Source organism: Caldanaerobius polysaccharolyticus DSM 13641 (assembly GCF_000427425.1).
Lineage (GTDB): Bacteria > Bacillota > Thermoanaerobacteria > Thermoanaerobacterales > Caldanaerobiaceae > Caldanaerobius > Caldanaerobius polysaccharolyticus.
Window position 1 is genome coordinate 801603 of sequence record NZ_KE386494.1, and the last position, 24807, is coordinate 826409.

The 24807-nt window shown below is 44.0% G+C and carries 26 protein-coding genes and 1 pseudogene; 4 read left to right on the forward strand and 23 right to left on the reverse strand.

Going from position 1 to position 24807, the window contains the following annotated elements:
• Positions 1–95 precede the first annotated feature (95 nt).
• The 3 genes and pseudogenes from CALPO_RS14900 to CALPO_RS0104800 all read left to right on the forward strand — a co-directional run bounded on the left by CALPO_RS14900 (position 96) and on the right by CALPO_RS0104800 (position 1518).
• A pseudogene (locus CALPO_RS14900) lies at positions 96–785 on the forward strand (ROK family protein).
• Positions 786–861: 76 nt separating this feature from the next.
• Entirely contained in the window at positions 862–993 is a 132-nt protein-coding gene (locus tag CALPO_RS15330) for a DUF4461 domain-containing protein (protein WP_218915144.1), read from the forward strand.
• 90 nt (positions 994–1083) lie between these two features.
• The gene (locus CALPO_RS0104800) at positions 1084–1518 is read left to right on the forward strand and encodes a VOC family protein (protein ID WP_026486312.1); all 435 of its coding nucleotides are present in this window, start codon (positions 1084–1086) and stop codon (positions 1516–1518) included.
• A gap of 214 nt (positions 1519–1732) precedes the next feature.
• Here CALPO_RS0104800 and CALPO_RS0104805 read toward each other — a convergent pair whose 3' ends face one another.
• The 6 genes from CALPO_RS0104805 to CALPO_RS14605 all read right to left on the reverse strand — a co-directional run bounded on the left by CALPO_RS0104805 (position 1733) and on the right by CALPO_RS14605 (position 8822).
• Positions 1733–2449: a ThuA domain-containing protein gene (locus tag CALPO_RS0104805; RefSeq protein ID WP_026486313.1), complete on the reverse strand. Its 717-nt coding sequence runs from the start codon at positions 2447–2449 to the stop codon at positions 1733–1735.
• A 52-nt stretch (positions 2450–2501) separates the two neighbouring features.
• The gene (locus CALPO_RS0104810; protein WP_026486314.1) at positions 2502–4280 is read right to left on the reverse strand and encodes an ABC transporter ATP-binding protein; all 1779 of its coding nucleotides are present in this window, start codon (positions 4278–4280) and stop codon (positions 2502–2504) included.
• On the reverse strand, positions 4280–6046 hold the full coding sequence (locus CALPO_RS0104815) for an ABC transporter ATP-binding protein (RefSeq protein ID WP_026486315.1): 1767 nt from the start codon (positions 6044–6046) through the stop codon (positions 4280–4282). The genes CALPO_RS0104810 and CALPO_RS0104815 overlap by 1 nt, the downstream gene beginning before the upstream one ends.
• 247 nt (positions 6047–6293) lie before the next feature.
• A complete protein-coding gene (locus CALPO_RS0104820) occupies positions 6294–7925 on the reverse strand; it encodes an AMP-binding protein (protein ID WP_026486316.1) in 1632 nt (543 codons plus the stop codon).
• A 28-nt stretch (positions 7926–7953) separates the two neighbouring features.
• Positions 7954–8661, reverse strand: a complete 708-nt coding sequence (locus CALPO_RS0104825; protein WP_169736182.1) for a gamma-glutamyl-gamma-aminobutyrate hydrolase family protein — start codon at positions 8659–8661, stop codon at positions 7954–7956.
• A 5-nt stretch (positions 8662–8666) separates the two neighbouring features.
• Positions 8667–8822, reverse strand: coding sequence for a hypothetical protein (locus CALPO_RS14605; RefSeq protein WP_156940134.1), 156 nt, complete (start codon positions 8820–8822; stop codon positions 8667–8669).
• Between the two features lie 154 nt (positions 8823–8976).
• On the opposite strand from CALPO_RS14605, the gene CALPO_RS0104835 reads away from it, so the two are divergent.
• Entirely contained in the window at positions 8977–10011 is a 1035-nt protein-coding gene (locus tag CALPO_RS0104835) for an FAD:protein FMN transferase (RefSeq protein WP_026486318.1), read from the forward strand.
• A 25-nt stretch (positions 10012–10036) separates the two neighbouring features.
• On the opposite strand, the gene prfB is transcribed toward CALPO_RS0104835, so the two are convergent.
• The 17 genes from prfB to CALPO_RS0104920 all read right to left on the reverse strand — a co-directional run bounded on the left by prfB (position 10037) and on the right by CALPO_RS0104920 (position 24806).
• A protein-coding gene (prfB, locus tag CALPO_RS0104840; protein ID WP_156940135.1) for a peptide chain release factor 2 occupies positions 10037–11156 on the reverse strand; the annotation gives its coding sequence in 2 pieces (ribosomal slippage) (positions 10037–11086 and positions 11088–11156; 1119 coding nt in all).
• 34 nt (positions 11157–11190) lie between these two features.
• On the reverse strand, positions 11191–13713 hold the full coding sequence (gene secA / locus CALPO_RS0104845; RefSeq protein WP_026486320.1) for a preprotein translocase subunit SecA: 2523 nt from the start codon (positions 13711–13713) through the stop codon (positions 11191–11193).
• Positions 13714–13790: 77 nt separating this feature from the next.
• Positions 13791–14333, reverse strand: coding sequence for a ribosome hibernation-promoting factor, HPF/YfiA family (hpf, locus tag CALPO_RS0104850; RefSeq protein ID WP_026486321.1), 543 nt, complete (start codon positions 14331–14333; stop codon positions 13791–13793).
• A 93-nt stretch (positions 14334–14426) separates the two neighbouring features.
• A complete protein-coding gene (locus CALPO_RS0104855) occupies positions 14427–15146 on the reverse strand; it encodes an amino acid ABC transporter ATP-binding protein (protein WP_026486322.1) in 720 nt (239 codons plus the stop codon).
• Position 15147: 1 nt separating this feature from the next.
• Positions 15148–15816 (reverse strand): amino acid ABC transporter permease, encoded by a 669-nt coding sequence (locus tag CALPO_RS0104860; RefSeq protein ID WP_026486323.1) that lies wholly within the window; start codon positions 15814–15816, stop codon positions 15148–15150.
• Positions 15817–15829: 13 nt separating this feature from the next.
• On the reverse strand, positions 15830–16645 hold the full coding sequence (locus tag CALPO_RS0104865) for a basic amino acid ABC transporter substrate-binding protein (protein ID WP_026486324.1): 816 nt from the start codon (positions 16643–16645) through the stop codon (positions 15830–15832).
• A 250-nt stretch (positions 16646–16895) separates the two neighbouring features.
• Positions 16896–17093, reverse strand: coding sequence for a zinc-ribbon domain-containing protein (locus CALPO_RS0104870; RefSeq protein WP_026486325.1), 198 nt, complete (start codon positions 17091–17093; stop codon positions 16896–16898).
• An 86-nt stretch (positions 17094–17179) separates the two neighbouring features.
• Complete coding sequence (locus tag CALPO_RS0104875) at positions 17180–18310, reverse strand: glycosyltransferase family 4 protein (protein ID WP_026486326.1); 1131 nt, start codon at positions 18308–18310, stop codon at positions 17180–17182.
• 59 nt (positions 18311–18369) lie between these two features.
• Positions 18370–18708, reverse strand: a complete 339-nt coding sequence (locus CALPO_RS0104880; RefSeq protein ID WP_026486327.1) for an Arm DNA-binding domain-containing protein — start codon at positions 18706–18708, stop codon at positions 18370–18372.
• Between the two features lies 1 nt (position 18709).
• On the reverse strand, positions 18710–19096 hold the full coding sequence (fliS, locus tag CALPO_RS0104885) for a flagellar export chaperone FliS (protein WP_026486328.1): 387 nt from the start codon (positions 19094–19096) through the stop codon (positions 18710–18712).
• The gene (gene fliD, locus CALPO_RS0104890; protein WP_026486329.1) at positions 19093–20754 is read right to left on the reverse strand and encodes a flagellar filament capping protein FliD; all 1662 of its coding nucleotides are present in this window, start codon (positions 20752–20754) and stop codon (positions 19093–19095) included. Before fliD ends, fliS begins: the two co-directional genes overlap by 4 nt.
• Positions 20755–20769: 15 nt before the next feature.
• Complete coding sequence (locus tag CALPO_RS0104895) at positions 20770–21126, reverse strand: flagellar protein FlaG (protein ID WP_026486330.1); 357 nt, start codon at positions 21124–21126, stop codon at positions 20770–20772.
• Positions 21127–21138: 12 nt separating this feature from the next.
• Positions 21139–22056: a flagellar hook-associated protein FlgL gene (flgL, locus tag CALPO_RS0104900; protein ID WP_026486331.1), complete on the reverse strand. Its 918-nt coding sequence runs from the start codon at positions 22054–22056 to the stop codon at positions 21139–21141.
• Positions 22057–22061: 5 nt separating this feature from the next.
• The gene (gene flgK / locus CALPO_RS0104905; protein ID WP_026486332.1) at positions 22062–23546 is read right to left on the reverse strand and encodes a flagellar hook-associated protein FlgK; all 1485 of its coding nucleotides are present in this window, start codon (positions 23544–23546) and stop codon (positions 22062–22064) included.
• A gap of 1 nt (position 23547) precedes the next feature.
• Complete coding sequence (locus CALPO_RS0104910) at positions 23548–24033, reverse strand: flagellar protein FlgN (protein ID WP_026486333.1); 486 nt, start codon at positions 24031–24033, stop codon at positions 23548–23550.
• Positions 24034–24037: 4 nt separating this feature from the next.
• Positions 24038–24331 (reverse strand): flagellar biosynthesis anti-sigma factor FlgM, encoded by a 294-nt coding sequence (gene flgM, locus CALPO_RS14145; RefSeq protein ID WP_051585831.1) that lies wholly within the window; start codon positions 24329–24331, stop codon positions 24038–24040.
• 49 nt (positions 24332–24380) lie between these two features.
• The gene (locus CALPO_RS0104920; RefSeq protein WP_026486334.1) at positions 24381–24806 is read right to left on the reverse strand and encodes a TIGR03826 family flagellar region protein; all 426 of its coding nucleotides are present in this window, start codon (positions 24804–24806) and stop codon (positions 24381–24383) included.
• Position 24807 lies beyond the last annotated feature (1 nt).

A 24807-nucleotide genomic window follows, 5' to 3' on the forward strand; every position in this document is an offset into this window, starting at 1 on the left:
GAAGCAACCTTAGCAACGTTAAGATTTTAAACAGAGCTCTTATAATGAGGCCTCTGTACTTTAAAGGGCCTCTTTCCCGTATAGATCTGGCCAATATGACGGGTTTAACCCAGCCAACCATAACAAATATTATAAATGATTTAATTAAGGGAAATCTCGTCAACGAACTAGGCCCTGAAGAAACGACCAGCGGTCGTAGACCAATATCTCTAGAACTCAATTCCAGTTATCTCCACGCCATCGGTATAAACATATCAAGATATGGTTTTGCAGTAGCCCTCGTCAACATGGACGGTGAAATACTTTTTGAATACAAAAATGATACCCATACTATTGAGAATAAGGAAAACACCGATTTAAAGAAAGTTATTTATAGCCATGATCTCCCAATTTACAGTGATAATGTAGCTAATGCCTGTGCTCTTGCCGAAAAATATTTTGGTGAAGCGAGAAACGTTGAAAATTATATCTATATGATTGTCGATGAGGGTATAGGTGCCGGCCTGGTTATAGGCGATAAGATATTCCGAGGAGGAACAGGCCATGGTTGCGAATAGGGCCACATCACCGTAGATATAAATGGTCCAGAATACGATTGCGGTAACCGTGGATGCCTGGAGCTTTACGCCACAATTCCTCAGGTGGTTGAAAGGGTGCGGTCCGAATTACAGGCAGATCACATCACGTGGACAGATATAGTAAAGAATGCCAGACAAGGTAACAAGTTCATGAGAGAACAAATAGATATGTGGAGTCAATGTTTCAAAGAAATACCTTTATTATAACCATTATGACCGTATTGAGGCTCTCCGAAAACAACAACAGGAAAGGCTACCTTCTCCTAAGCAAGTTAAACGGGAGATGACCGATGCAAGCAAAGATGTCCTTATCGCTGCAAAAAACAAGCGTATAAAGGAATTAGAGGAAGAAGTTAAACGGTTGAAAGATATTCTAAAACGCAGATATGGTGAAGATTACGATAAAGGTATATAATGACAATAGTTAATGCAATATTTATTGCGTATTAGTAGGAAATAGCGAAGTAAAGATTATTTATAAATCTATAAAAGGAGTGTGTTCATAATGGTTGGAGTAGAAATTGATATGGTTGTTACAGACAGCTTGAAAGCATTGGAATTATACGAAAAAATATTTGATATCGAGCGTGTTGAGGTTACACATTTTCCCAAAGGTGAAAATGAAGTCATTTTTTCCCTATACGGAGTACGCTTTCACATGTTGGATGAAAACCCGCAATTCGAATTGAAAGCACCAAGCCCAGACGAACCCAAATCAATTTGGTTTAACATCCTCGTTCCTGACATCAAGGAAACATTTTCGAAGGCAATCAGCGCGGGTTGTAAAGTGGTGCAACCAGTAACTGAAATGCCTGATTACGGAGTGTCAAACGCTATATTTAGAGACGCTTTCGGCTATCAATGGATGCTGCATCAAATACACAAAGAAGTGAGCTTTGAAGAACGCACACGTCTTTGGGAGGAAAAAAAAGATAATTAACAATTGCTGCATTATGAGCATAATGTGTAGTTGAATTAATTCGCTTTTTTCTTATTCTACGAATTACCCACAAAAATGCTATCAGAAAGTTATACATATTTTATATATAAACAAAGAGACAAGCCATATAAATAAAAGCTTGCCTCTTTGTGAGTTCAGATTAACATTCTCAGCCCCTTATAAAACGCAGAACACGAAACTACCAAACCATAGATTATAACTGCTCCAGTGGCTTTACATTTCCAAATGTCGGAGTAGGTCCCTCTACAGGTGCTGCCCAGCGAACAGCATTGTCTATAACCTTGAGTATCTGCTCGTTGTGATAAATGGGAAAAGACTCGTGGCCCGGCCTGAAATAGAATATCTTGCCTTTGCCTCTGTAGAAGCAACAACCGCTTCTAAAAACCTCTCCCCCTTTAAACCAGCTTATGAAAACCAGCTCATCAGGTGCAGGTATGTCAAAGCGTTCACCGTACATCTCTTCATGAGGTAAATCTATATACTCACCTATTCCCCGGACAATAGGGTGTCCAGGCTCTACCACCCATATCCTTTCGTTTTCCCCTACCTCTCTCCACTTAAGGTCGCAGGAGGTACCCATAAGCTTTCTAAATATCTTAGAGAAATGACCTGAGTGCAGCACGATAAGGCCCATACCGTTTAATACCCTATTGTAGACCTTCTCCACCACTTCATCGCTTACCATATGATGTGCCACATGTCCCCACCATATCAGGACATCAGTCTGATTTAATACTTCATCGGTAAGGCCATGCTCTGGTTGGTCCAGGGTAGCTGTACATACCTCTAACTCCGGCTGTGCTTTAAGATAACTGGCTATAGCTCCGTGTATACCTTCAGGGTATAAAGAGCCCACCTTTGGATCCTGTTTCTCGTGGATATACTCATTCCACACAGTAACTCTTATCATTTTTTTGCCTCCTAAATTCAATTTTCATACTGATTATTATACCATAACTCCACTACACGGCGAACTTGTACTGGGATATATGCAGTTTATAGTATATACCCTTTTTAGCCATAAGCTCCTCATGGTTGCCCATTTCCTTTATCTGGCCGTCCTCCACGACGAATATCCTGTCGGCGTTTCTTATGGTGGACAACCGATGGGCAATGATAAAGGACGTCCTGCCTTCCAGCAATCTCTCCAACGCCTGCTGAACCAGCACCTCTGTATGGGTGTCTATGCTGGATGTGGCTTCGTCCAATATGAGTATTTTAGGGTCAGCCAGCAGCGTCCTAGCAAAGGATATAAGCTGCCTCTGCCCCACGGATAGCCTGGAACCCCTCTCATTGACCTGGGTGTTATAGCCGTCTTCAAATTCCATTATAAAGTCGTGGGCATGAACGGCCTTAGCGGCTTCCACCACTTCTTCATAGGTAGCATCGGGCCTGCCGTACTTTATATTATCGTATATGGTCCCTGCAAATATAAACGTATCCTGAAGCACGATGCCCATCTGTGACCTTAAAGATTTTAGCGTGACGTGCTTAATGTCATAGCCGTCAATGCACACCTGCCCTTCTACAGGATCGTAAAAGCGGCTTATTAGATTTACAATAGTGCTCTTGCCTGCACCCGTAGGACCTACCAGCGCTATGGTCTCTCCTGGCTTAACGGTAAAATTGACGTTTTTGAGAACAGGCTTTGCGAAGTCGTAGTAAAAAGAAACATCTTTAAACTCCACCTGACCCTTGATTTCAGGTAGTTCGCAGGCATCGGGCAGATCCGCTATATCAGGTGTCTGGTCAAACAGTTCAAACACCCTTTCAATGGATGCCATGGTGACCAGCAGCATGTTGTATATATTGCTCATATCGTTTATAGGTCCCCAGAACCTCCCAATATAGCTCAAAAACGCAAAAATAACGCCAACAGTCGCTTCCCCTCTAAAGTACATATACGATCCCATAAAGAAAACCAGCATGGTGCTCAGCGCGCCTGTAATATTTACCGCAGGCCCGAAGAAATTGTTTAGCCTTATAGCCTTCATCCACGTTTTGACTATATCGCCGTTTAACTGGTTAAAATCAGCCTCGCTGGCCTGCTCCTGGGCAAAAGCCTGGGTCACTTTCATCCCCTGGATGCTCTCATTGAGGTAGGCGTTCATGTTTGAAGATTTCTGCCGTACGTCAAACCACCTTTTCCTAATGCGCCTTTTTAGCACGGTTATCACCACGAATAAAAAAGGCAACACCGCAAAGGTGATCAATGACAGTCTCACGTTCATACTCAGCATTATAACTATGATGCCCACCAGTGTGACCAGGTCGCTTAATACGTTGACAAAGCCGTTGGTTATGAGGTCCGCAGGGGCGTTGATGTCGTTTATTATCCTCATCATTATCTTACCCGCAGGTCTGCTATCAAAAAACCTGAAAGAAAGTCCCTGCACGTGTTCAAACAGCCGTTGCCTCATATTGAATATTATCTCCTGTCCGGTTTTAGAGAGGATAAAGGTCTTGGTCCTATTTAAATACATTATCGCAAAGGTTATAGCCACATACAAAATCGATATGCGCCCCAACCCTATTAGGTCTTTTTTAGCTATATAATCGTCTATTGCGATTTTCAAAATGTAAGGCCCTGCAAGGCTGCCCACCGTGACAAACAGCACCATTATGGTGGCCAGCAGGATTTCTCTTTTATACGGAAACGCAAATTTCACCAAACGCTTAAACTGCTCTGCATTAAATGGCTTCTCCAGTTCTTCATCTTGGTCATACCTATTTACAACCATCAGGCGATCACCTCTTTTACCATCTTCTCTATCATCTCATCGGTAAACATGGCTTTAAACTGCTCTTTAAAGTTACGGTAATATCGCCCTTTAAGCTTCATGAGCTCCTTATGGGTACCTCTTTCTACTATACTGCCGTTTTCCAGCACGATGATCTCGTCGGCATCCTTTACCGATGAAATCCTGTGGGCTATTATTATAGTGGTTCGCCCTTTAGCCAGCTCGCTCAAATTTCGCTGTATCTCGGCTTCGGTCTCCATGTCCACGCTGGCCGTGGCGTCGTCCAGTATGAGAATGGGCGGATTTTTGAGAATGGCCCGGGCTATCGCTATTCTCTGCTTCTGCCCTCCTGACAAGCCCACACCCCTTTCGCCCACCACCGTATCGTACCCTTCAGGCATCTCCATTATAAAATCGTGGGCTTGAGCAGCTTTAGCCGCAGCGATTATTTCATCCATAGTGGCATCAGGTTTGCCAAAGGCTATGTTATTTTTAATGGTATCTGAGAACAAAAACGTCTCCTGCATAACTATGCCTATACTTCTCCTCAACGCCTTGAGGTCCAGATCCCTGACATCGTACCCGTCAACCAGTACCCTACCCTTGGTCACATCGTAATACCTGCCGATGAGATTGACAATAGAGGTCTTGCCCGATCCAGTAGCCCCCATGATGGCTACCTTTTTTCCTGCCGGGATATCTATATTGACGTTTTTTAATACCATTTCCTCGTCGTACTTTAAAGAGACGTTTTCAAATACGATGTTTCCCGTTATCTTATGGGGTATTACAGGGTGTTCAGGATTTTTTATCTGCGGCCTGGTGTTTAAAAGGTTAAATATCCTTTCGCCAGAAGCGTTGGCCTGTTCGTACATATTCAGGATGTTAGGCAACGCCCTAAGAGGCCATATCATAGACCAGAGGTAGCCGTTAAACTGTATAAGGGAGCCCAACGACAGCTGGCCTTTGACCACAAGGTAACCTCCAAACCATATGAGCATCACAAAACTCATATCGCCAATAAACCACATGACAGGTGAATACCTGCCCGATATAAACCCTATATCTATGCCCCTGTTCATGTTGTTTATATTTTCCCTTTTAAACTTCTGGATCTCCATGGGCTCTTGAGCAAACGCTTTAACCACCTTTATACCCGTTATGTTTTCCTGTAATGTGGTATTTAAGACGGCATATTGCTTTCTCAGCTCGTCAAAAGCAGACCTTATTTTTTTGTCAAATCTCATGGATAGAGTCACTAAAAAAGGCGATAATATAAGGGTAAGCAGTGTGAGTTTCCAATTGATGGTGAAGAGCATTACAAGGTAAGCTACAAACGTGGTGGTGCTATTAAAAAACTGCAAAAAGCCACCAGGCAAAAACACCCTTACTCCTTCCAGGTCGCCTGTAAGCCTTGACATGAGCTCACCGGTTCTCGCCTTGTCGTAAAAGCTAAAGGACACCTCCTGGAGGTGATTAAACATTTTATGCCTTATATCAGCTATGGTCCTCTGAGATGTGTATTCCACTAGATAAGAGTAAAGGTATCCAAATGCGGATGTCACAATGCTAACTGCTAGCATCCCCATTAAAAGATATACCAGCAGTCCTTTTTGCTTTTCCAGCAACACCTTATTGACCAACAGCTTCTGCAGATATGGGTTGATCATACCCAGTCCTATGTTTGCAAACATAAACACGCCGGCTAGATAAAAATACCTTCGATATGGCCTTGCAAACTCAAAGAGGCCTTTGAGGATATCCATAAAAACACACCTTTCATAAATTTTATTTGCCGGTTGCCAATTACCTCTATGATTATACCATCATTCCCATATGTTTCAATCCTCATAATCCATCATATTCCCTCATTATCCTTCAAAATCAAAAAAATACTCTGCTTTTCTTCCCCTGCTTACTATTTAGTAAAATTTTTTGCACCATCTGGATTTTTCCCGACTTTTCCTTTCATAAATATAGCTCCGATTTCCAAAAACATCGGAGCTAAAAGCGCTATTTTAATCGCATAATTTCTTTTGCAGCCATTTCCCTTAAAATGTACTTTTGCACCTTGCCGCTAGCTGTAACGGGAAATTTATCCAAAAACCGTACATATTTTGGCACCTTAAACCTGGCAAGTCCAGCTTTAGCGTATTCTATCACGTCTTGTTCCGTAAGCCGACGGCCTTCTTTTGGTATCACGTATGCCATTATCTCTTCTCCGTACTTGTGATCCGGTACCCCTACCACCTGCACATCTTTAATATCAGGGTGATGATAAAGGTAATCCTCTATCTCCCTAGGGGATATGTTCTCTCCACCTCTTATTATCATATCCTTGAGCCTTCCTGTTATAGTAAGGTACCCCCTGTGATCCATCACACCGATATCCCCTGTATGAAGCCATCCGTCAGGCTCTATGGCTTTAGAGGTCTCCTCTGGCATCTTGTAGTATCCTTTCATGACGTTATAGCCTCTCGCCATTACCTCGCCCTGTACTCCTGGCGGCACCTCTTTACCTGTTGCAGGATCTACTATTTTTACCTCTACTCCAGGCAGCGCATACCCTACCGTCGTCACCCTATCCTCCACCGTGTCGTATACGCTGGTCTGGGTAATGCCGGGTGAGGCCTCTGTAAGGCCGTACACGCTGGTTATTTCCTTCATGTTCATTCTGTCCACCACCGCTCTCATGACCTTTATTGGGCACACAGAACCGGCCATTATACCTGTCCGCAAGCTGCTAAAGTCGTACGTATTAAAATCCGGGTGTTCCAGCATGGTTATAAACATGGTGGGAACGCCGTGTACTGCTGTGCACTTTTCCCTTTGTATAGCATCCATCACCCTTATGGGGTTAAAATGGTCTACCAGTACCATAGCAGAACCTTTTGAAAGGCATGCCATGATAGATAGGGTATAACCAAAGCAATGAAACAAAGGAACAGGTATACACAATCTGTCCTCTACGGTAAAGTTCATGCGAGAAGCTATAGCATCTCCGTTGTTGAGCAATCCGTAATGGGTAAGCATGACGCCTTTGGGAAAACCGGTAGTACCAGATGTATACTGTATATCGATCACTTCATGAGAATGCAGTTTCCTTTGCACTCTGTCAAGCATCTCATCTGGCACAGAATTCCCTATTTCCATAACCTCCTGAAAGCCGAAAACGCCAGGAAGGCTTTTATCCCCTATGTATACCACCGATTTCAAACGCGGCAATCGAGAACTTTTTAGAGCCCCCTTAGGGGATTTCTTTAATTCAGGCACCAGGTTATAAACGGTCTTTACATAATCTAAGTCTTTAAAGCCGTCAATGAACACCAGCGCCGCGGCGTCTGACTGCTTCAGTATATACTCCACCTCGTGCTGCTTGTACGCGGTGTTTATGCTGACGAGAGGAGCACCTATCTTGGCGGTAGCAAATAGGGTTACCACCCACTCAGGAATGTTAGTGGCCCAGATGGCCACGGGATCTCCTTTTTTTATTCCTATCTTCATAAGACCTTTTGCCATTCTATCTGCCATATTTTTCAGCGTGCGATAGGAATACCTCGCCTGGTCCTCAAATATTACAGCGTCATGATCAGGGTACTTTGATGCGATATAATCCAGGTATTGTCCTATAGTCATTTCTATCATCGGTTTGTTTCACTCCAATCGCTTAAGCTTAGAAATAGCAAGACTTTACAAAATGCTCAAAGATCCTGAGATTTTCCGGGCTTCTCTCCCACATGCGCTCGGGGTGCCATTGCACGCCCAGCAAAAATTTAGAACCAATCCCTTCTACTGCCTCGATGACACCGTCCTGTGAACGGCCAACCACTTTAAGGCACGACGCCACTTTTTTTACGGCTTGATGATGAAAAGAATTAACCGCCAGCGTCTTTTTACCCACTATGCGGTACAGCACGGAGCCTTCTACTATATCAACAGAATGAATGCCGTGATATGAAGGTGTATTGCCCTGATCGTGCATTACGGCTTCTTTTACCTGATCAGGTATGTGCTGGTAAAGGGTGCCCCCAAAAGCCACGTTTAACACCTGAATCCCCCTGCATATAGCCAGCACCGGCGCATTTTTTTTAGCGCACAGCTCTATCAACTTCAGCTCCATTCTATCCCTCTCAGGGGAAACCATGCCCAGATGCCTGTGAGGACCTTCACCGTATAAAGCCGGGTCTACGTCGCATCCCCCTGTGAGCAGAAGGCCGTCGATGTGGTTTACAACCTCCTGGGGATAATCGCCATCATGGCACATGGGGAGAATTACAGGTATACCTCCAGCAGCCCTTATGGCCTCATAATAACCCGATTTTATAAATGAATAACCCCTGTCATAGTCGTACGCAGATACCACCCCGATAACAGGCTTCATGGGCATCATTCCTTCCCGTGTAAATCCTCTACCTCAGATCGCTTGACTTTTTCCTTGGATTTAAGCTTTCTCATATTATAGGCCAAGACTGCCCCGAAGGCAAGCCCCATGCCACCCAGGCTGATAAGAGGTAAGTACAGATAAGGTAAAATGTCTTTCACGACGTTTTCCCCCCTGTGAGACGCTTTGGAAAAAGTATACCATTTTACAGTAGCCATTTCAAGCCATGAAACTATAAAAGGGGGTTGCCCTTGTGCTTTAAATGACCATGTGCTAGAATATAAGGTAAATCGGCCGCTTCTGGAGGGATCTTAAATGGACAAACGCATCACGTCTACAGTTCTTTTTTTTATGGCATTTATCGTCGCCATATTGCTCTCAGGGTGTAGTGCCAAAAGCACAAAGCCCCTATCCAGAACTCAATTCGCTCTGGACACATATTGCACAATAACCATATACGATCCCATGCCTCAAAAGGTGCTGGACGATGGCTTCAAAAGCATAAAGGATATAGAAAACAAGATGAGCGCCAACATTAAAAGCAGCGAAGTAAGCAGGATCAATGAATACGCCGGTATTGAGCCCGTAAAGGTCTCTTACGATACCCTTTACGTAATAAAAAAAGCCGTGTATTTTGCTGACCTGGAAAAAGGGTACTTTGACGTAACAATAGGGCCTATAGTAAACCTCTGGAATATAGGCACCGACAAAGCCAGGGTTCCCTCACCCCAAGAAATAAAGGATAAACTACCTCTGGTAAACTACAAAGGCATCGTATTTGACGACAAAAACAGGACCATCATGCTAAAAAACAAGGGCATGAGCATAGACCTGGGAGGTATCGCCAAGGGATACGCCGCAGACAAGGCAGCAGAAACCCTAAAAGCCGAGGGAGTAAAGCACGCCATAATAAACCTGGGGGGAAATGTCCTCACTATAGGCACAAAACCCGATGGGCATCCCTGGCGCATAGGCATTCAGACGCCCTTTAAGCCACGGGGAGACTACCTTGGTATAGTGGAAGTGTCAAATAAAGCGGTAGTTACATCAGGTGTATACGAGAGGTATTTTGAGAAAAACGGGATGCTCTATCACCACCTGCTCAATCCTTTCACCGGTTACCCAACTGACAACCACCTTTACAGCGTAACGATCATAACAGATAAATCGGTAGACGCTGACGCCCTTTCTAAAACTTTCATCATGGGACTAGACCAGGGCATGAAATTAGTAAAAAGCTTAAAAGGAGTACAGGCCATATTTGTAACAGATGACAAACAGGTGTACATAACGCCTGGCTTAAAGGGCAGTTTTAAGATCACCGATCCCAGTTACAATCTAAAAAATTAAAAGCGGACAAATAAAAAGGGTTGATTTACACCAACCCTTTTTTCTTTTCCCTTGCGGTAAGCTTCAAGTATTCATTTATAAAATCGTCAATCTCGCCGTCCATTACTGCCTGCACATTGCCTACCTCATAGTCTGTCCTGTGGTCTTTGACCATAGAGTACGGGTGAAAGACGTATGACCTTATCTGATTGCCCCAGCCCATATCCACGTGTTCTCCTTTTATCGCGTTGATTTCTCGCTCCCGCTCCCTCTCCTTTATTTCCAACAGCCTGGCCTTCAGCATCCGCATAGCGGTCTCTCTGTTCTGCATTTGTGAGCGTTCATTCTGGCACTGGACCACTATGCCTGTGGGTATATGGGTTATCCTAACCGCAGATTCTGTTTTATTGACATGCTGTCCCCCTGCGCCGCTGGATCGATAGGTATCTACCTTAATATCCTCCGGATTTATCTCTATATCCACGTCGTCGGTAATCTCGGGTATAACCTCCACCAGGGCAAAAGACGTATGCCTCCTTCCCGCAGCGTCAAAAGGAGAGATCCTGACCAGGCGATGCACTCCCTTTTCAGACTTTAGATAGCCGTAGGCGTAATCGCCTTTTACCAAAAGGGTGGCATTTTTTACACCGGCTTCATCCCCCTCTAGGTAGTCCAACACCTCCACTTTAAAACCTCTCCGCTCAGCCCAGCGAGTGTACATCCTTATCAACATTTCCACCCAGTCCTGTGCCTCAGTTCCTCCGGCCCCTGCGTGGAAGGACATAATGGCGTTATTGGCATCGTAGCGACCGCTCAACATCAGCTTTACCTTCATGTCAGCCACATCTTTACAAAGCTTGCGGTATTCGCTTTGTACCTCTCCCTCCAGGGACTCATCTCCTTCTTCTTGTGCCAGTTCCAGTAATACCTGTAAATCCTCGTATCTAGACCTTATACTGTCGTATTCGTCTAGCTTATCCTTTAAGACCTTTATCTGCTGGTTTATCTTACCGGCTTTCTCTGCATCCGCCCAAATAGCCGGATCAGCTATAATGCCTTCTAGCCTTTTTAATTCTTCTCGAGAACCAGCGTAGTCAAAGAGAAGCCCCCATTTCGTCTACTTCTTCTTTTAGCTCCTGTATTTGTGCTTTCAGCTCATCGAGCACTTAAACCACTCCTCCTGTACTATAATACTCATCCTTAAGCTGATCTACCGCAACAATGTTTATACTTCTTTCCGCTTCCACAGGGGCACGGATCATTCCTGCCTACCTTTTTACCTTTTACAATGGGTTTTCTTTTTTCCTCATCTCCAGAGCTTGCCACCATAATAGGCCCTGTAACGCTCTCTCTCTTGGGCATGTTTTCTTCTCTTATTTCAACATGGTACAATAACCTGACGGTATCCTCCTGGATGCTGTCTATGAGGTCCTGGAACATATCGTAAGCTTCTTTCTGATAAGCCACTACAGGATCAATCTGACCGTACGCCCTTAGGCCTATACCCTCTCTCAACCTTTCCATATTGTCAATGTGATCCATCCACTTGGTGTCAACCACTCTCAGAAGCACCACTCGCTCCAGTTCCCTCATTTGCTCAGACCCTATCTTCTCCTCTTTCTGGTTGTACACCTTTGTGGCGATGTCCATTATCCTATCTTTTAATTCCTCTCTGGTTAAAGAAGGAATCTCGCTTTTATCGATAACAAGACTTCCTTTGGGCAAAAACACATTCTCAAGGTGGGCCTTAAGATCGTCCAGCCTCCACTCCTCTGGATACCTTCCATTGCCTGTATACACGCTGATGGCATTGTCCACGATCTTTTCTGTCATACCTATTATATATTCCTTTAGGTTTTCTCCTTCCAGTACCTTTCTCCTCTCCTGGTATATGACCTCGCGCTGCTTATTCATCACATTATCGTATTGCAAAAGATTTTTCCTGATTTCAAAGTTTCTCGCCTCTACCTTTTTCTGAGCAGCCTCGATCTGCTTTGTGAGAAAATTGTTCTCGATGGGCTGGTCTTCGTCTATTCCCAGCTTATTCATCATATCCATTATGCGCTCAGAACCAAACAGCCTCATGAGATCATCTTCCAGGGAAATATAAAACCTGGAAGAACCTGGATCACCTTGTCTGCCCGCACGACCTCTTAACTGGTTATCTATTCTCCTTGACTCATGCCTCTCTGTACCTATGATGTGCAGGCCTCCCAGCTCTTTTACTCCCTCGCCCAAAACTATATCGGTACCACGGCCCGCCATGTTGGTGGCGATGGTGACAGCGCCTTTCTGCCCCGCCTTGGCTATTATCTCCGCCTCTTTTTCGTGGTATTTGGCATTTAATACCTCATGCTTTATGCCTCGGCGCTTGAGCATCTGGCTGAGCTTTTCGGATTTTTCAATGGATACGGTACCCACCAGCACAGGCTGGCCTTTGGAGTGCCTTTCCACTATCTCTTCCACTACAGCCCTGAACTTAGCCTCTTCTGTCTTATATATTACGTCGGGATAATCCACCCTTATCATAGGCTTGTTGGTAGGTATCACTACCACGTCCAATCCGTAAATATCCCTGAACTCCTGTTCTTCTGTCTTAGCAGTACCAGTCATGCCAGCCAGCTTTTTATACATCCTGAAATAATTCTGAAATGTTATGGTGGCATACGTCCTGCTTTCGCTCTGAATTTTTACGTTTTCTTTAGCTTCAATGGCCTGGTGAAGGCCATCGCTGTACCTCCTCCCAAACATCAGACGGCCTGTAAATTCGTCGACGATGATAACCTCGCCATCTTTAACCACATAATCCCTGTCCCTCTTCATCAAGGCATGGGCCTTCAACGCCTGGATTATGCAGTGATTTATCTCCATATTGTCCAGGTCAGCCAAATTTTTTACGCCGAAATAAGCTTCAGCTTTTTTTATGCCGGTATCCGTAAGGCTTACGGTGTGATCCTTTTCGTCGGCTTTGTAATCCACATCTGGTTTTAAAGTGGAGACAAAGCGATCGGCTCTTATATACAAATCGGTGGATTTATCGCCAGGACCTGAAATAATAAGAGGCGTCCTGGCCTCGTCTATGAGTATGCTGTCCACCTCGTCCACGATAGCGTAATTAAATCCCCTCTGCACCATCTCTTCTTTGTATATCACCATGTTGTCCCTGAGGTAATCAAAGCCGAATTCGTTGTTGGTGCCATAGGTTATGTCGCAGTTATAAGCCTCTCTCCTCTGCTCATTATCCATATCGTGGACAATGACGCCTACCGACAGTCCTAGAAATTCGTAAATCTTGCCCATCCAGTTCCTATCACGCTTTGCCAGATAATCGTTAACCGTGACAATGTGAACGCCTTTGCCTTCTAGGGCATTTAAGTAGGCAGGTAGCGTAGCAACCAGCGTTTTACCTTCTCCTGTTTTCATCTCGGCAATTCTGCCCTGATGAAGCACTATCCCCCCTAGCACCTGAACCGGGAAGTGCTTCATGCCCAAAGTCCTCCATGCGGCCTCCCTGACCACTGCAAAGGCTTCGGGGAGTATATCGTCCAGCGTCTCGCCGTTATTCAATCTATCTTTAAATTCATCCGTCTTAGCTCTCAACTGCTCATCGGTAAGCTTTGACATCTCATCTTCGTATGCCAATACCTCATCTACTACTGGGTAAAGCCTCTTTAGTTCCCTCTCATTGTAGCTTCCAAAAATCTTTTCTAATAAATTTAACATCTTTATCACCTTATCAGTATTATATAATATTTCATATACAGCGTCAAATACATAAAAAAGGTCCTTTCAAAAGGACCTCACATTTTTTCCGCCTCTATCAATCCGTAGCTCCCATCTCTGCGCCTGTAAACCACGTTTATATCGTCAGTTTCCACGTTATTGAATATATAAAAGTCGTGCCCCAGCAGGTTCATCTGCAATATGGCCTCTTCAGGGGACATGGGCTTCATGCCAAATTTTTTGGTTCTCACTATCTTAAATTCTTCTTCCCGCGGCTCTTTTTCTGGCTCCTCAGCTGCCAACTGAAGGTCTGCAGGGATCTTGACGTTAAACCTCTTTTCAAGCTTGGTCTTGTATTTCCTCCACTGCTTTTTGAGCTTTTCCACCACTTCGTCCAGCGTTGAATACATATCCTCGCTTCTGGCTTCTGCCCTGAATATGACGCCTTTATACGGTATGGTGACTTCTACGATCTGATCGTTTTTAACAACGCTCAATACCACGTTAACGTCGGTGTCGTCTTCAAAAAACTTGTCCACTATGCTCAACTTCTTTTCAACGGCATTTTTTAGCGCATCGGTAAGCTCCAGATTATTTTTCCCTGTAATCCTCAACTTCATAAATTGCCACTCCCTTCAGCACTAGTATTATTTACCGCTACTTATATTATTCTTCATACACCGCGATAATCCTTCTTTATTTTTAAAAGCACTTCATAATACCTTGCTCAAAAAAGATCTGGTTCTCTCCTGCTTAGGGTCTGTAAAAATCTTGTCAGGTGGCGCCTCTTCAATTATCACTCCATCATCTAAAAACACCACCCTGTGACACACCTCCCTGGCAAATCCCATCTCGTGGGTGACTATCATCATGGTCATGCCCTCCTTTGCCAGGTCTTTCATCACATTGAGCACCTCTTTTACCATCTCCGGGTCTAGTGCCGATGTGGGCTCGTCAAAAAGCATTACATCAGGTTGCATGGCCAAAGCCCTGGCTATGGCTATTCTCTGTTTCTGACCTCCTGAGAGCTGAGCAGGATATGCCTTTACCTTATCCTTGAGCCCTACCTTGCCCAATAGATCCAGGGCTATTTCCTCCGCCTGCGCCCTATCCATTTTTTTTACCTTTACAGGCGCTATAGTTATATTGTCCAGCACGGTCATATGGGGAAAGAGGTTAAAGTGCTGAAAAACCATGCCGACTTTCTGCCTTATCCTGTTTATGTTTTTCACCGGATCGACTTTTTCGCCTTCGATGTAAACACTGCCTGAAGTGGGCTCCTCTAGGTAATTTATACACCTCAGCAACGTGCTTTTACCCGAACCGCTAGGCCCTATAATAGCCACAACCTCCCCTTTCTTTACCTCCAGGTTTATGCCATTTAAAACTGAGAGGTGGCCAAAGGACTTTTTTAAATTCTCTACTTTTACCATGTTATCGGACATCACCGGCTTTTAACCTCCTCTCTAATACGCCTATAAGCTTGGAGAGGCACAGTGTCATTATAAAGTATATAACTGCGATTACCACTAAAGGCTCAAAGGGGCGATAGGTTATACTGGATATAATCTCCTGCTGTCTCATGAGGTCTGATGCCCCTATGACAGAAACGATTGAAGATTCTTTGAGCAACACGATAAACTCATTTCCCAGGGCAGGTAGTATGTTTTTTACAGCCTGTGGCATGATGATATAGCGCATCGCCATCCTATGGGGCATACCCAGTGATCGAGCAGCTTCCATCTGACCTCTGTCAACAGCTTCTATCCCAGCTCTGATTATCTCCGCCACATACGCCCCGCTGTTTATACCCAAGGCAAAAACAGCTGCATAAAATTTGGGGATATTCATGTCTAACACCTGGGAAATACCGAAATATATAATAAAGAGCTGCACAAGAGATGGGGTTCCCCTTATGATCTCTATATACGCTTTTCCGATAAAGCTTACAACCCCTACCTTTGACATCTTCATAAGCGCCGCAATAGTGCCTAAGACAACACCTATCATAACGGCGCCTATGGTAAATTCTACAGTGCTTAGAGCGCCTCTCAAAAATAGAGGCCAGTATTTAAGCATACTGGCAAAATCTAAATTGCTCATGCTTTACTCTCCTTTACTTTCTAAACCATTTGTCTATAAGCTTATCATATTCTCCCGAGTTTTTAAGCTGCTTCAAAATCTTATTTATTTCATCGAGTAGGGCTTTATCGCCTTTCTTGACCGCAATAGCTGCGCCTTCTTCGCTTTTGAGTTCAGGTATTTCCACTATTTTTAAATCAGGATTCTCTTTAAGGTACGCAACTGCCACGGTCTGCTCTACCACCATTCCGTCAACTTTTCCGGTCTTGACCTCCATTACTTCGGTGGACACTTTGTCTATGGGGATTACAGTAGCACCTTTAATGCCTCTAGCAGCCTTTTCGCTGGTGGTTCCCAGCTGGGCATCCAGTTTTTTGCCCTTTAAATCAGAAGCGCTTTTAATGGTTTTGTTGTCCTTCTTGACCACCAACACCTGCTTGCCGTTATAGTACAGGTCGGAAAAATCTACGCTTTTTGCCCTCTCAGGTGTAGGAGTCATGCCAGCAACAATCATATCGATCTTCCCTGACTGCAAAGCTGCGATAAGGCCATCAAATTTCATGTCTTCTATCCTGAGCTTTACGCCCAACCCATCGGCAATGGCCTGGGCTATATCCACGTCAAACCCCACGATTTTGTCCTCGCCGTTTACTAGCTGATGGCTCTCATAGGGTGGAAAATCCGCACTGGTACCCATAACCAAAACCCCTGCTTTCTTTATCCTGTCCAGACTTGTAGCAGAGGAAGTACCCACATCGCTCTTTTGAGGTGAATTTTTAGAAGAACTCGCGCAAGATGCTAACGATAAGGCCAGTAAAGCAACTAAAACCAAAACTATAAACTTTTTCATCTAATTTCTCCCCTCTAATTTTAAATATTAAATCCATTGAATAATTATACGATAATTATACATTGTATGTTGATCTTTTGCAACATCAATTTGTTGACAGCTTGTCTGTGGATATTGTGGATAAACCTGTTCATAACTTTGGTCAGGCCACTTTTAAGTGTGGGAAACCTGTGGGAAAACAAAGTAAAAAACAAAAGAGGCCGTACGGCCTCTTTGTGTTGGCTTATAATCCTCTTTCAAAGCAAGGGGATTATAACTCCATGGTATTTGACCTGCGCTGCCTCATGGCGCCATTGTTTCTGCGGCTGTTCTTTCTGGCAGCTCTACACGCTTTGCACCTTACAGGAGCATTCTGAAAGCCTTTCTCAGCGTAAAACTCCTGTTCCCCTGCGGTCCATACAAATTCTTGGCCGCAGTCTTTACATACTAAAACTTTGTCCTGATACATCAAAAAATCCCCTCACTTTGAATAATGGTTTAAATTACAGATATTATATCATGTTTTTTACAAAATTACAAGTCATTTATTAAAAATCAGAATTTTCTCACCAAACGTTCAAATACCTTTAAATACACCCTGGCGGCAAAGATGCTGGAATAACTCCGGAGGGCTGTGGCATAGGCATTTTTCTCTATGGCACTTCTTAAACTCCCATCCTTTATAATCCTCATAATTCCGTCAGCTATGGCAAAAGGACTTTTTTGTCTGACCAGTATGCCATTTACTCCATCTTTTATTACATCTTTTATGCCTGCAATAGCTGATGCCACCACCACTTTTCCGCACATCATAGCCTCCAGGACAGATACAGGGGTCTCTCCGTTCGCCCTCCCAATGGCAACAGATGGTATACACACCGCATCGGCGATGGCATAAAACATGGGCATTATAGAATGGTTCACAGACCCTAACATTATGTAATTGCCGGTCAATCTGAGAGATTCTGCTTTATTTATTAAGGCCTTTCTCTCTTCTCCCTCCCCTGCTACCACCAGATAAGCTTTTATACCTTCATCCAGCAATATCCTGAATCCGTCTATGAGATACCCAATGCCGCTCTTGGCCGTAAGCTTTAGAGGGCACAAAACCACAAACCTATCGTCAGGTATTCCTAAGTCCCGCTTAAAGCCCTTATCTACCTCTATTGGCCTGAAAAGTTCCATATCAACGAAGTTTCTCAATAAGGTTATCCTTTTACAGCCCGCTACAGCCTTTATATAATCCCTTATGACCGGACTCATTGCTATTATCTCCGGTGCACTTTTATATGCCATCTCCTCGCAGTATTTCAGGTATTTCTCCTCCACGGAGTTTTCTAATATCAATTTTGAGGCAAGAGCTTCTTCCTCTATCAAATCGTGAACCGTGAGGACAATGGGTATATTTACGTGCAAAAACAGGCAAGCCAAAAATGACATGACATCATGGCAGCTTATGACATCATAAGTGGCAGATCTCAATCGATACTCCACTTTATCAGCCAGGGAATGCCTGGCGTTTTCATAAAAAGCTATAAGGGAATTACATCTACTTTCAGGGTAATCCGGCAACACTACGTCCACGCTGTGCCCTAATCGCTCCAGAGTGGCTTTTAAAGCCTTAATATGTGAAGAAACGCCGCCAGGAAGTGGATACATCCATATCGACGATATGAGGATTCTCATAAAACGACCCCCTTTACATTAATATGAATATGTAAAGGAGGCTGTTTTGTTTGCGTAATTCACTTTTTTTTGTCCAGATAGGCAGGTAAAGCATAACTATGGGGAAAATAACCCTGCAGAGCACTTTTACCCGACTTAACGTGCTCAATTTTACGCCGTATCTCATCCCTTAGTCGAGCCGCTTTCTCGAGGTTGGTTTTTTCCAGTTTCAATATCTCTTTAAGCAGTTTCTCGTCCTGTTCTCCTTTAACCAATATGCTTTTTCCGCCCCTATACTTATCTATTATCCTCTGCTTTTCATCAGTCACGTCCATAAGCCTCTTTACATCCTGTCGCTCTATGGCCTCCCCCTGCTGCAACGTCAAATGGTACAGTCTTACCACATCGCTTTCACTCATACTACTTCGCTTTTTCCTTTCTGGCCTTTTTCATCGCTTGTTGCCACGTATCCCTTAAATCCCTCGCCAGATCCAACACTTCATCGATAATAGACACATCTTTCTTTACATTGGCCTCTACCGTTTTACGAATCATAAAATCGTACAAACTGGCAAAATTAGCGGATATATCGTAATTCCTATCCAGTGTGGCGTTTAGTTCATTTAATATATCCTGTACCCTTACCAGCCTCTCGTGGGCTGTCTGCATATCGTGAGATGAAATAGCTTCCTTTGCCTGATTTAAAAACCTTATAATGCCATCGTAAAGCATAAGGGTCAATTCCTCAGGGGAAGCTGTCATAACCGCATTGGCCTTATACTGCTGATAAGGATTATTAACCATCATTTTCCACCCCCTAATTGCTGGGCCAACCATTGGCTCTGAGTATTCATCTGCTGCATAAGCGTCTCCAGCTGGGTAAACTGCTGATAATACCTGTTCTCTATATCCGTTAAGCGCGCCTGCATATCGGATATCTGCTGGTCGTATTCTTTTATACTCTGGGATATGAAGCTGTTGTCATAAAGCATATCACTGGTGCCAGCTTTCTGCGTCAACTGATCTATAGCAGAATCCAGGTAATCTTTAAGCTGTACAGCTAATCCGCCTTCAGACTTCCTTTGGGTATCTACACTCCCATCGGGCTTCGTGGGAAATGGATTTGTAAAAAGCTTTATGACAGCATCCAGATTATTGTTAATAGCATCTTTTAATTTGGCATCGTCTATGGTTATCTTACCTGTCTTATCAATCCAGTAACTGGATGTATTCAAACCTATCTGGTACATATTCCGGTACGTAAAAGAGGCATCGCCTACGTTGGAGGACATCTTCATCCTCATATTGGTCATAATGCTATCCAGCAAATCGTCGCCGTTTAACAAACCGCTTTTGGCCCTCTCCGTCCATTGCTGCTGCTGGGTATCCGTAAGCTGCTGCTTCTGGTCATCGGTAAGAGGAGGATAATCGGGATACCTGGGCTCTGTATACATCTTATAAATCGTATCCAGCGTGCTGTTATACTTATCTATAAAATCCTTTATGGATTGATATATGGCATCGGTGTCCTTTTGAATAAATATATCTGCCCTTCCCGTACCAATGAGATTATATGTGACACCGTTTATTGTAACTGTATTGGTATGGTAAACAGGATTGGTAGAATCGTTAGTAAAACTTAAACCGCTGATCTGGTTATTGGTATATGAAAAAATTGGATCTGAACCCTGAGCCGGATTATTAGTTGATATATTTAAAGTGCCACCCATAAAATTACTGCTATTATCTCTTACTTCAATCTTAGCATTGCCACCTATACCAGTGGTAGTAAGCACAAATCTCTTTAGCACAGCATCAAAAGAAGCCTTTACACCAAGGCTATTACCACTAGCATCTTTTGCACTATTTATCTTGTTTATAATATCATTTAAAGTCATACTTGTATCTACTTTATAAGAACCATTAGTATCTGTACCTGTTGAACTAAATGTTGCTGAATAGGCAATTTGACTTCCATTGCTGTCTTTTATGGGATTTCCATTGGCATCTACCTGATATACAGTTATAGTAAAATCTATCGAGGTAATACCTTGATCAGATAACTTTTTTGTCGGATCTACCGTAACATTTTGCGTGCTTACCAAACTTGCAGGTTTGGCCAGTTGCGTTACATCAATAATATAACTACCTTCCACAGCCGATGCCCCTGGTGTTGCTGACACTGCACCTGCATTGCCGTTAGTGCTTCCAGGTGTCGCTGTCACAGTGGCTTTATACTTAAGATACGTCCCCCGAAGTGTCATGTTAAAAGCCATATCCCTCAGGGCGCTTATAGCGGTATTTATGCTCCTGTAGTCATCCCTCTGCCACTCCAGTATCTGCTTTTTCTGCTTCAGCTGATCTAGAGGGATCTGATGTATCTGCATCAACTGCTTTACAATAGAATCGGTATCAAGGCCTGTGGCCAGTCCGCTTATCCTGAGGGTATTTACAGGGCTTACCACATTATCACCGTCCTCTCAAACCTTTTCATCCACAAATAACCCCGCCAGCTCCCATAAACTCGCTACCAAATCCAGGTATTTCTCCGGCGGGTATTCTTTTATAACCTGATTTGTATCGCTGTCCACAAACTTTACAACCACGTCTTTGGTCTTTTCGTGAACAGAAAGCTCTATTCTTATATTGAGATCTTTAATCTTTTTATTGGCATCCTCAACGGCTTTAACTAACCTGTCTTTTTTGATCTCATCGATATTCTTGCCGGTTTCTTTTTGAGAGCCATCCCCTTCTTTCTTCAGGTGAACATCTCTATCCGTCTGCCCTTTAACCGGCTTTATAGCAGGAACATTGGTTACAGCCGGTACGATATTCAACGCTCATACCTCCTACTTTATAAAATCTATAAGCGTAGGCATTATTATCTTGGAGCCCAGCATAAGCGATGCCGTATATACGTTCTGTTCATTGGCCAGCTTTATAGATATCTCGGCGATATCCACGTCCTGGGTTTTTGACAAAAGATCGGTGTAATTCAGGTTGTCGTCCTGCAGCCTGTCTAATATAAGCTGCATTCTATTTTGCCGCGCCCCTATATCAGCTCTTACAGCCAGAACATTATTTAAGTGAGCGTCGATTTTCCCCAGCATGGAAGATACCGCCTGGGTATCGCCTTTGTTGAGGGCAGTTATCAAATTATCTAAATCAGTAAAAATATCATTTTTGCCGCTAGCACTATCCCTGATTCCAAACACCTGATATGCCTCTACATTGACAGGTATGCTTACTCCCTGCCCTACTTCAAATTCAATCTGCTGCGGCGTCACGCCTCCGTTAATCCCTCTGTACGTAATTGTGCCACCCTGTACGGTTAAAGGCGGATTCTGGGTATTATACCCGCCAAAAATGTACCTTCCAGCGTAAGTGGTATTGCCTATCTCCTTTATGTCGTCCTTTATCTGCTGTATCTCCTGAGCTATGCTGGCGGCATCCTCTGGGCTTAAAGTACCATTAGAACCCTGAACAGCCAGCTCCCTCACCCTCTGCAGGTCAGTGGTCAACTGGTTTAATGCGGTATCGGTGAGGTCCAGCCAGGATACACCGTCTTTTGCGTTTTTGATGTATTGATCGTTGTTGTCCAGTATACTCTTTAACACCACTGTCCTGGAAACGCCAATAGGGTCGTCCGACGGCACCCTAAACTTAACCCCCGAAGACATTTGCTTTTGAGTCTGCATCATGCGATTTAAATTGTTGTTTAAATCCCTAAGCATATTGTCGATCATCATGTTATTGGTAACCCGCAACGCCGTCACCTCCCGACAACTCCGGTATTGTTTATAAGGGTATCAAGCATCTGGTCAATTGCCGTGATCATCCTGGCAGCGGCTTGATAGGAGTGCTGAAATTTTATCATATTGGTCATCTCTTCGTCCAGGGATACCCCTGACACCTGCTGCCTTAATGAGTCCACCTGCTGAGTAAGGGCAGTCTGGTTTTCAGCCATCCTCTTAGCCTGCTGGCTGTCCACCCCAAGCCCGGATATAAGCGAGTTTATGTAGTCATCAACCGTGCCTTTATTCTGATTGCCAGCCCCAAAAACCGTGGGATCGTACCTTAAATTTATGAGATCAATTACGTTTCTGTTATCTCCCGTATCCACTGGTAAGCTCGGATCGTCTTTTTTTGCTGCAGCTATTTTATTCAGTCCATCTGTAGGGTCTTGTATCTCATCAGACACAGCAAATACCTTGGAGTAACCCTCGTAAGATGCATCATTGTACAACGCAGTATCGATCTTAAAAAAGTCTTCACCCGTTGAACCGTCCAGTCCATACCCATTTCTATGTATTTCATTAAATTTCGTCGCAAAGGTATACGCGAACTCATCCAGCTTGTTTTTATAATACGGTATACCCTGCTTATTATCATAGGCCATATCGTACATGCCTTTCAAGGTGCCGCTTTCTACATCTACAGCCTGGCCGTCTATGGACCACGTAAAAACATCGCTCAAGTTGGCTCCGTCGGGCTTGTAGGATACCTCGTAATCGGTTATGTGATCCACCAGAGGCCTTCCGCCTATATCCACTCTGTAATGCCCATTTCCGGTTTCATACGCCTTTACGTTTACAAGCTTTGAAAGCTGGTCCACGATGTAGTCCCTCTTGTCCCTCAAATCGTTGGCTTTATCCCCGCTAAGCTCAAACTTATATATCTGCTGGTTTAAATCCCTTATCTGCCTGGCATAAGTATTGATCTGATCCACAGTCGCCTGTATCTGACTTTTAAGCTGATTTTGCTGGTCTTCCAGCTGACTGTACATGTGGTTTATGGTATCGGCAAGTGCCACAGCCCTTTGCCTCACCAGCGCCCTGGCGTCCAGGCTCTCTGGGTTTTTGCTCAACTCCTGTAGCGAATCGAAAAACTGGCCTATGACGGTTTTTATACCCGTATCACTGGGTTCGTTAAATATGTACTCCACCGCTGACAGGACATCGCTTTTAGCCTGCCACTCCCCCAGCCCTTTATTTTCATTGCGATACTGCATATCCAGAAATACATCCCGCACGCGACTTATGTCTTGAACGCTGACGCCAGACCCTATCTGGCCAGAACCATAAGCGGTATTCATGTTAAAATAAGGATTAGGAGCATTGGCCTCCAGTACCACCTGCTGCCTGGAGTAACCAGGCGTATTGACGTTAGCCACATTGTGCCCCGTTACATCCAGAGCCTTCTGGCTTACAAAAAGCCCTGTTTTAGCTATTTCAAAACCGTAAAAAAGTGAACTCATTTCACACCTTCCTATCAAATAGACTTACGACGTTTTTGGGCAAATTCTCGCGCCCGTATACGCCATCGTCTTTAACCATAACGGATTTTAAGGCATTCATTGAACTATCTATATAATCCAGTGCCTGCTTTACTAGCTTGCCGTTGAGCCTGTTCTGCTGACTGACGTTTTCTACTGCGCTTTTAAGCTTATCTTGCAGTGTAAGCAAGTCCTGTTTTCGCACACCTAGTGAAGCAATCTGAGACAGCGAAATCCCGCTATCCAGCTTATACTTAAGGCAAAGCTCCGAAACAATTTCCCCTCTTGCCCTCTCCAATTCGCCCAATGCGGTTATTATACTGTCTTCTTCTTTTAAAATCTCCTGGAGTTTTGCTATGTCACCTGCCACGATGACTGCCGTCTGCTGTTTCTGCAACTCGTAAAGTTTCTCATAAGAGGACAATATGGCAGAGAGGATTTTTATCAGTTCGTCTATCAATTTTTCCATTGTATCATGCCTTCCTGTCGATAATCATACCTGCGATTTTGCCAGCATCAACGGTGTATTTGCCAGCCTCAATAGACTGCTTTAACCTGGCCACCACATCCTCTCTCACGTCGGGAACGCTTTTTAAAGTCTGCATGGCCTTGTGCAAAAACTGTCCTTCACTGGATATGGTCACGCTGTCTTTATGTCCTCCACCGTTTGCTGCTGGCAGGTCCTTGCTCTTTCTCACTTGTGCGTTATAATAGCTTGATATAACCCTCTGGACATTATAATTATTCTCTATCCTCAGATTTACCACCCCTCTTTTTTCCTATATACAATATCGTCACTTGCAAAAAATTATTAAGTTACTTGTCAAAATTTATTCTGCTCCTTATCCTGTCCTCTATGTGAAGTTTCTCATTCCCTTTAACCATATTGCTGTTATCCACGCGCAACGGCTCCAGGCCTTTTTTTAAGCCCTTGCTTATCTCTGCCGCGCACACATCACAAAACCTCCCAGCTCGTATAGGTCTTCCACATCTCTCACACTTTAATATGCTGTTGTGCTCTGAGGACAACTCAAGCTTTCCCTCTTTTAAGTACCTTAATATCTTGTCCGTTGAAACCCCTGTGGCCTCTGATACCTCTATAAGCGACGCACCCGGGTTATCGTAGAGGTAATCTTTTACTTTGGAAAAGTCTTGCTCGTCCAGCTTCTGGCATTCCGGGCACAGAGAGCTGCCTTTGTACACAAACAGTTTCCCACACCTCGAACAATTTTTCAGTTGCACC

Coding starts and splice junctions, on each gene's coding strand:
- CALPO_RS15330 (WP_218915144.1), top strand. CDS start 862: ATGACCGATGCAAGCAAAGATGTCCTTATCGCTGCAAAAAACAAGCGT.
- CALPO_RS0104800 (WP_026486312.1), top strand. CDS start 1,084: ATGGTTGGAGTAGAAATTGATATGGTTGTTACAGACAGCTTGAAAGCA.
- CALPO_RS0104805 (WP_026486313.1), bottom strand. CDS start 2,449: ATGATAAGAGTTACTGTGTGGAATGAGTATATCCACGAGAAACAGGAT.
- CALPO_RS0104810 (WP_026486314.1), bottom strand. CDS start 4,280: ATGGTTGTAAATAGGTATGACCAAGATGAAGAACTGGAGAAGCCATTT.
- CALPO_RS0104815 (WP_026486315.1), bottom strand. CDS start 6,046: ATGGATATCCTCAAAGGCCTCTTTGAGTTTGCAAGGCCATATCGAAGG.
- CALPO_RS0104820 (WP_026486316.1), bottom strand. CDS start 7,925: ATGATAGAAATGACTATAGGACAATACCTGGATTATATCGCATCAAAG.
- CALPO_RS0104825 (WP_169736182.1), bottom strand. CDS start 8,661: ATGAAGCCTGTTATCGGGGTGGTATCTGCGTACGACTATGACAGGGGT.
- CALPO_RS0104835 (WP_026486318.1), top strand. CDS start 8,977: ATGGACAAACGCATCACGTCTACAGTTCTTTTTTTTATGGCATTTATC.
- secA (WP_026486320.1), bottom strand. CDS start 13,713: ATGTTAAATTTATTAGAAAAGATTTTTGGAAGCTACAATGAGAGGGAA.
- hpf (WP_026486321.1), bottom strand. CDS start 14,333: ATGAAGTTGAGGATTACAGGGAAAAATAATCTGGAGCTTACCGATGCG.
- CALPO_RS0104855 (WP_026486322.1), bottom strand. CDS start 15,146: ATGGTAAAAGTAGAGAATTTAAAAAAGTCCTTTGGCCACCTCTCAGTT.
- CALPO_RS0104860 (WP_026486323.1), bottom strand. CDS start 15,816: ATGAGCAATTTAGATTTTGCCAGTATGCTTAAATACTGGCCTCTATTT.
- CALPO_RS0104865 (WP_026486324.1), bottom strand. CDS start 16,645: ATGAAAAAGTTTATAGTTTTGGTTTTAGTTGCTTTACTGGCCTTATCG.
- CALPO_RS0104870 (WP_026486325.1), bottom strand. CDS start 17,093: ATGTATCAGGACAAAGTTTTAGTATGTAAAGACTGCGGCCAAGAATTT.
- CALPO_RS0104875 (WP_026486326.1), bottom strand. CDS start 18,310: ATGAGAATCCTCATATCGTCGATATGGATGTATCCACTTCCTGGCGGC.
- CALPO_RS0104880 (WP_026486327.1), bottom strand. CDS start 18,708: ATGAGTGAAAGCGATGTGGTAAGACTGTACCATTTGACGTTGCAGCAG.
- fliS (WP_026486328.1), bottom strand. CDS start 19,096: ATGATGGTTAATAATCCTTATCAGCAGTATAAGGCCAATGCGGTTATG.
- flgK (WP_026486332.1), bottom strand. CDS start 23,546: ATGAGTTCACTTTTTTACGGTTTTGAAATAGCTAAAACAGGGCTTTTT.
- CALPO_RS0104910 (WP_026486333.1), bottom strand. CDS start 24,033: ATGGAAAAATTGATAGACGAACTGATAAAAATCCTCTCTGCCATATTG.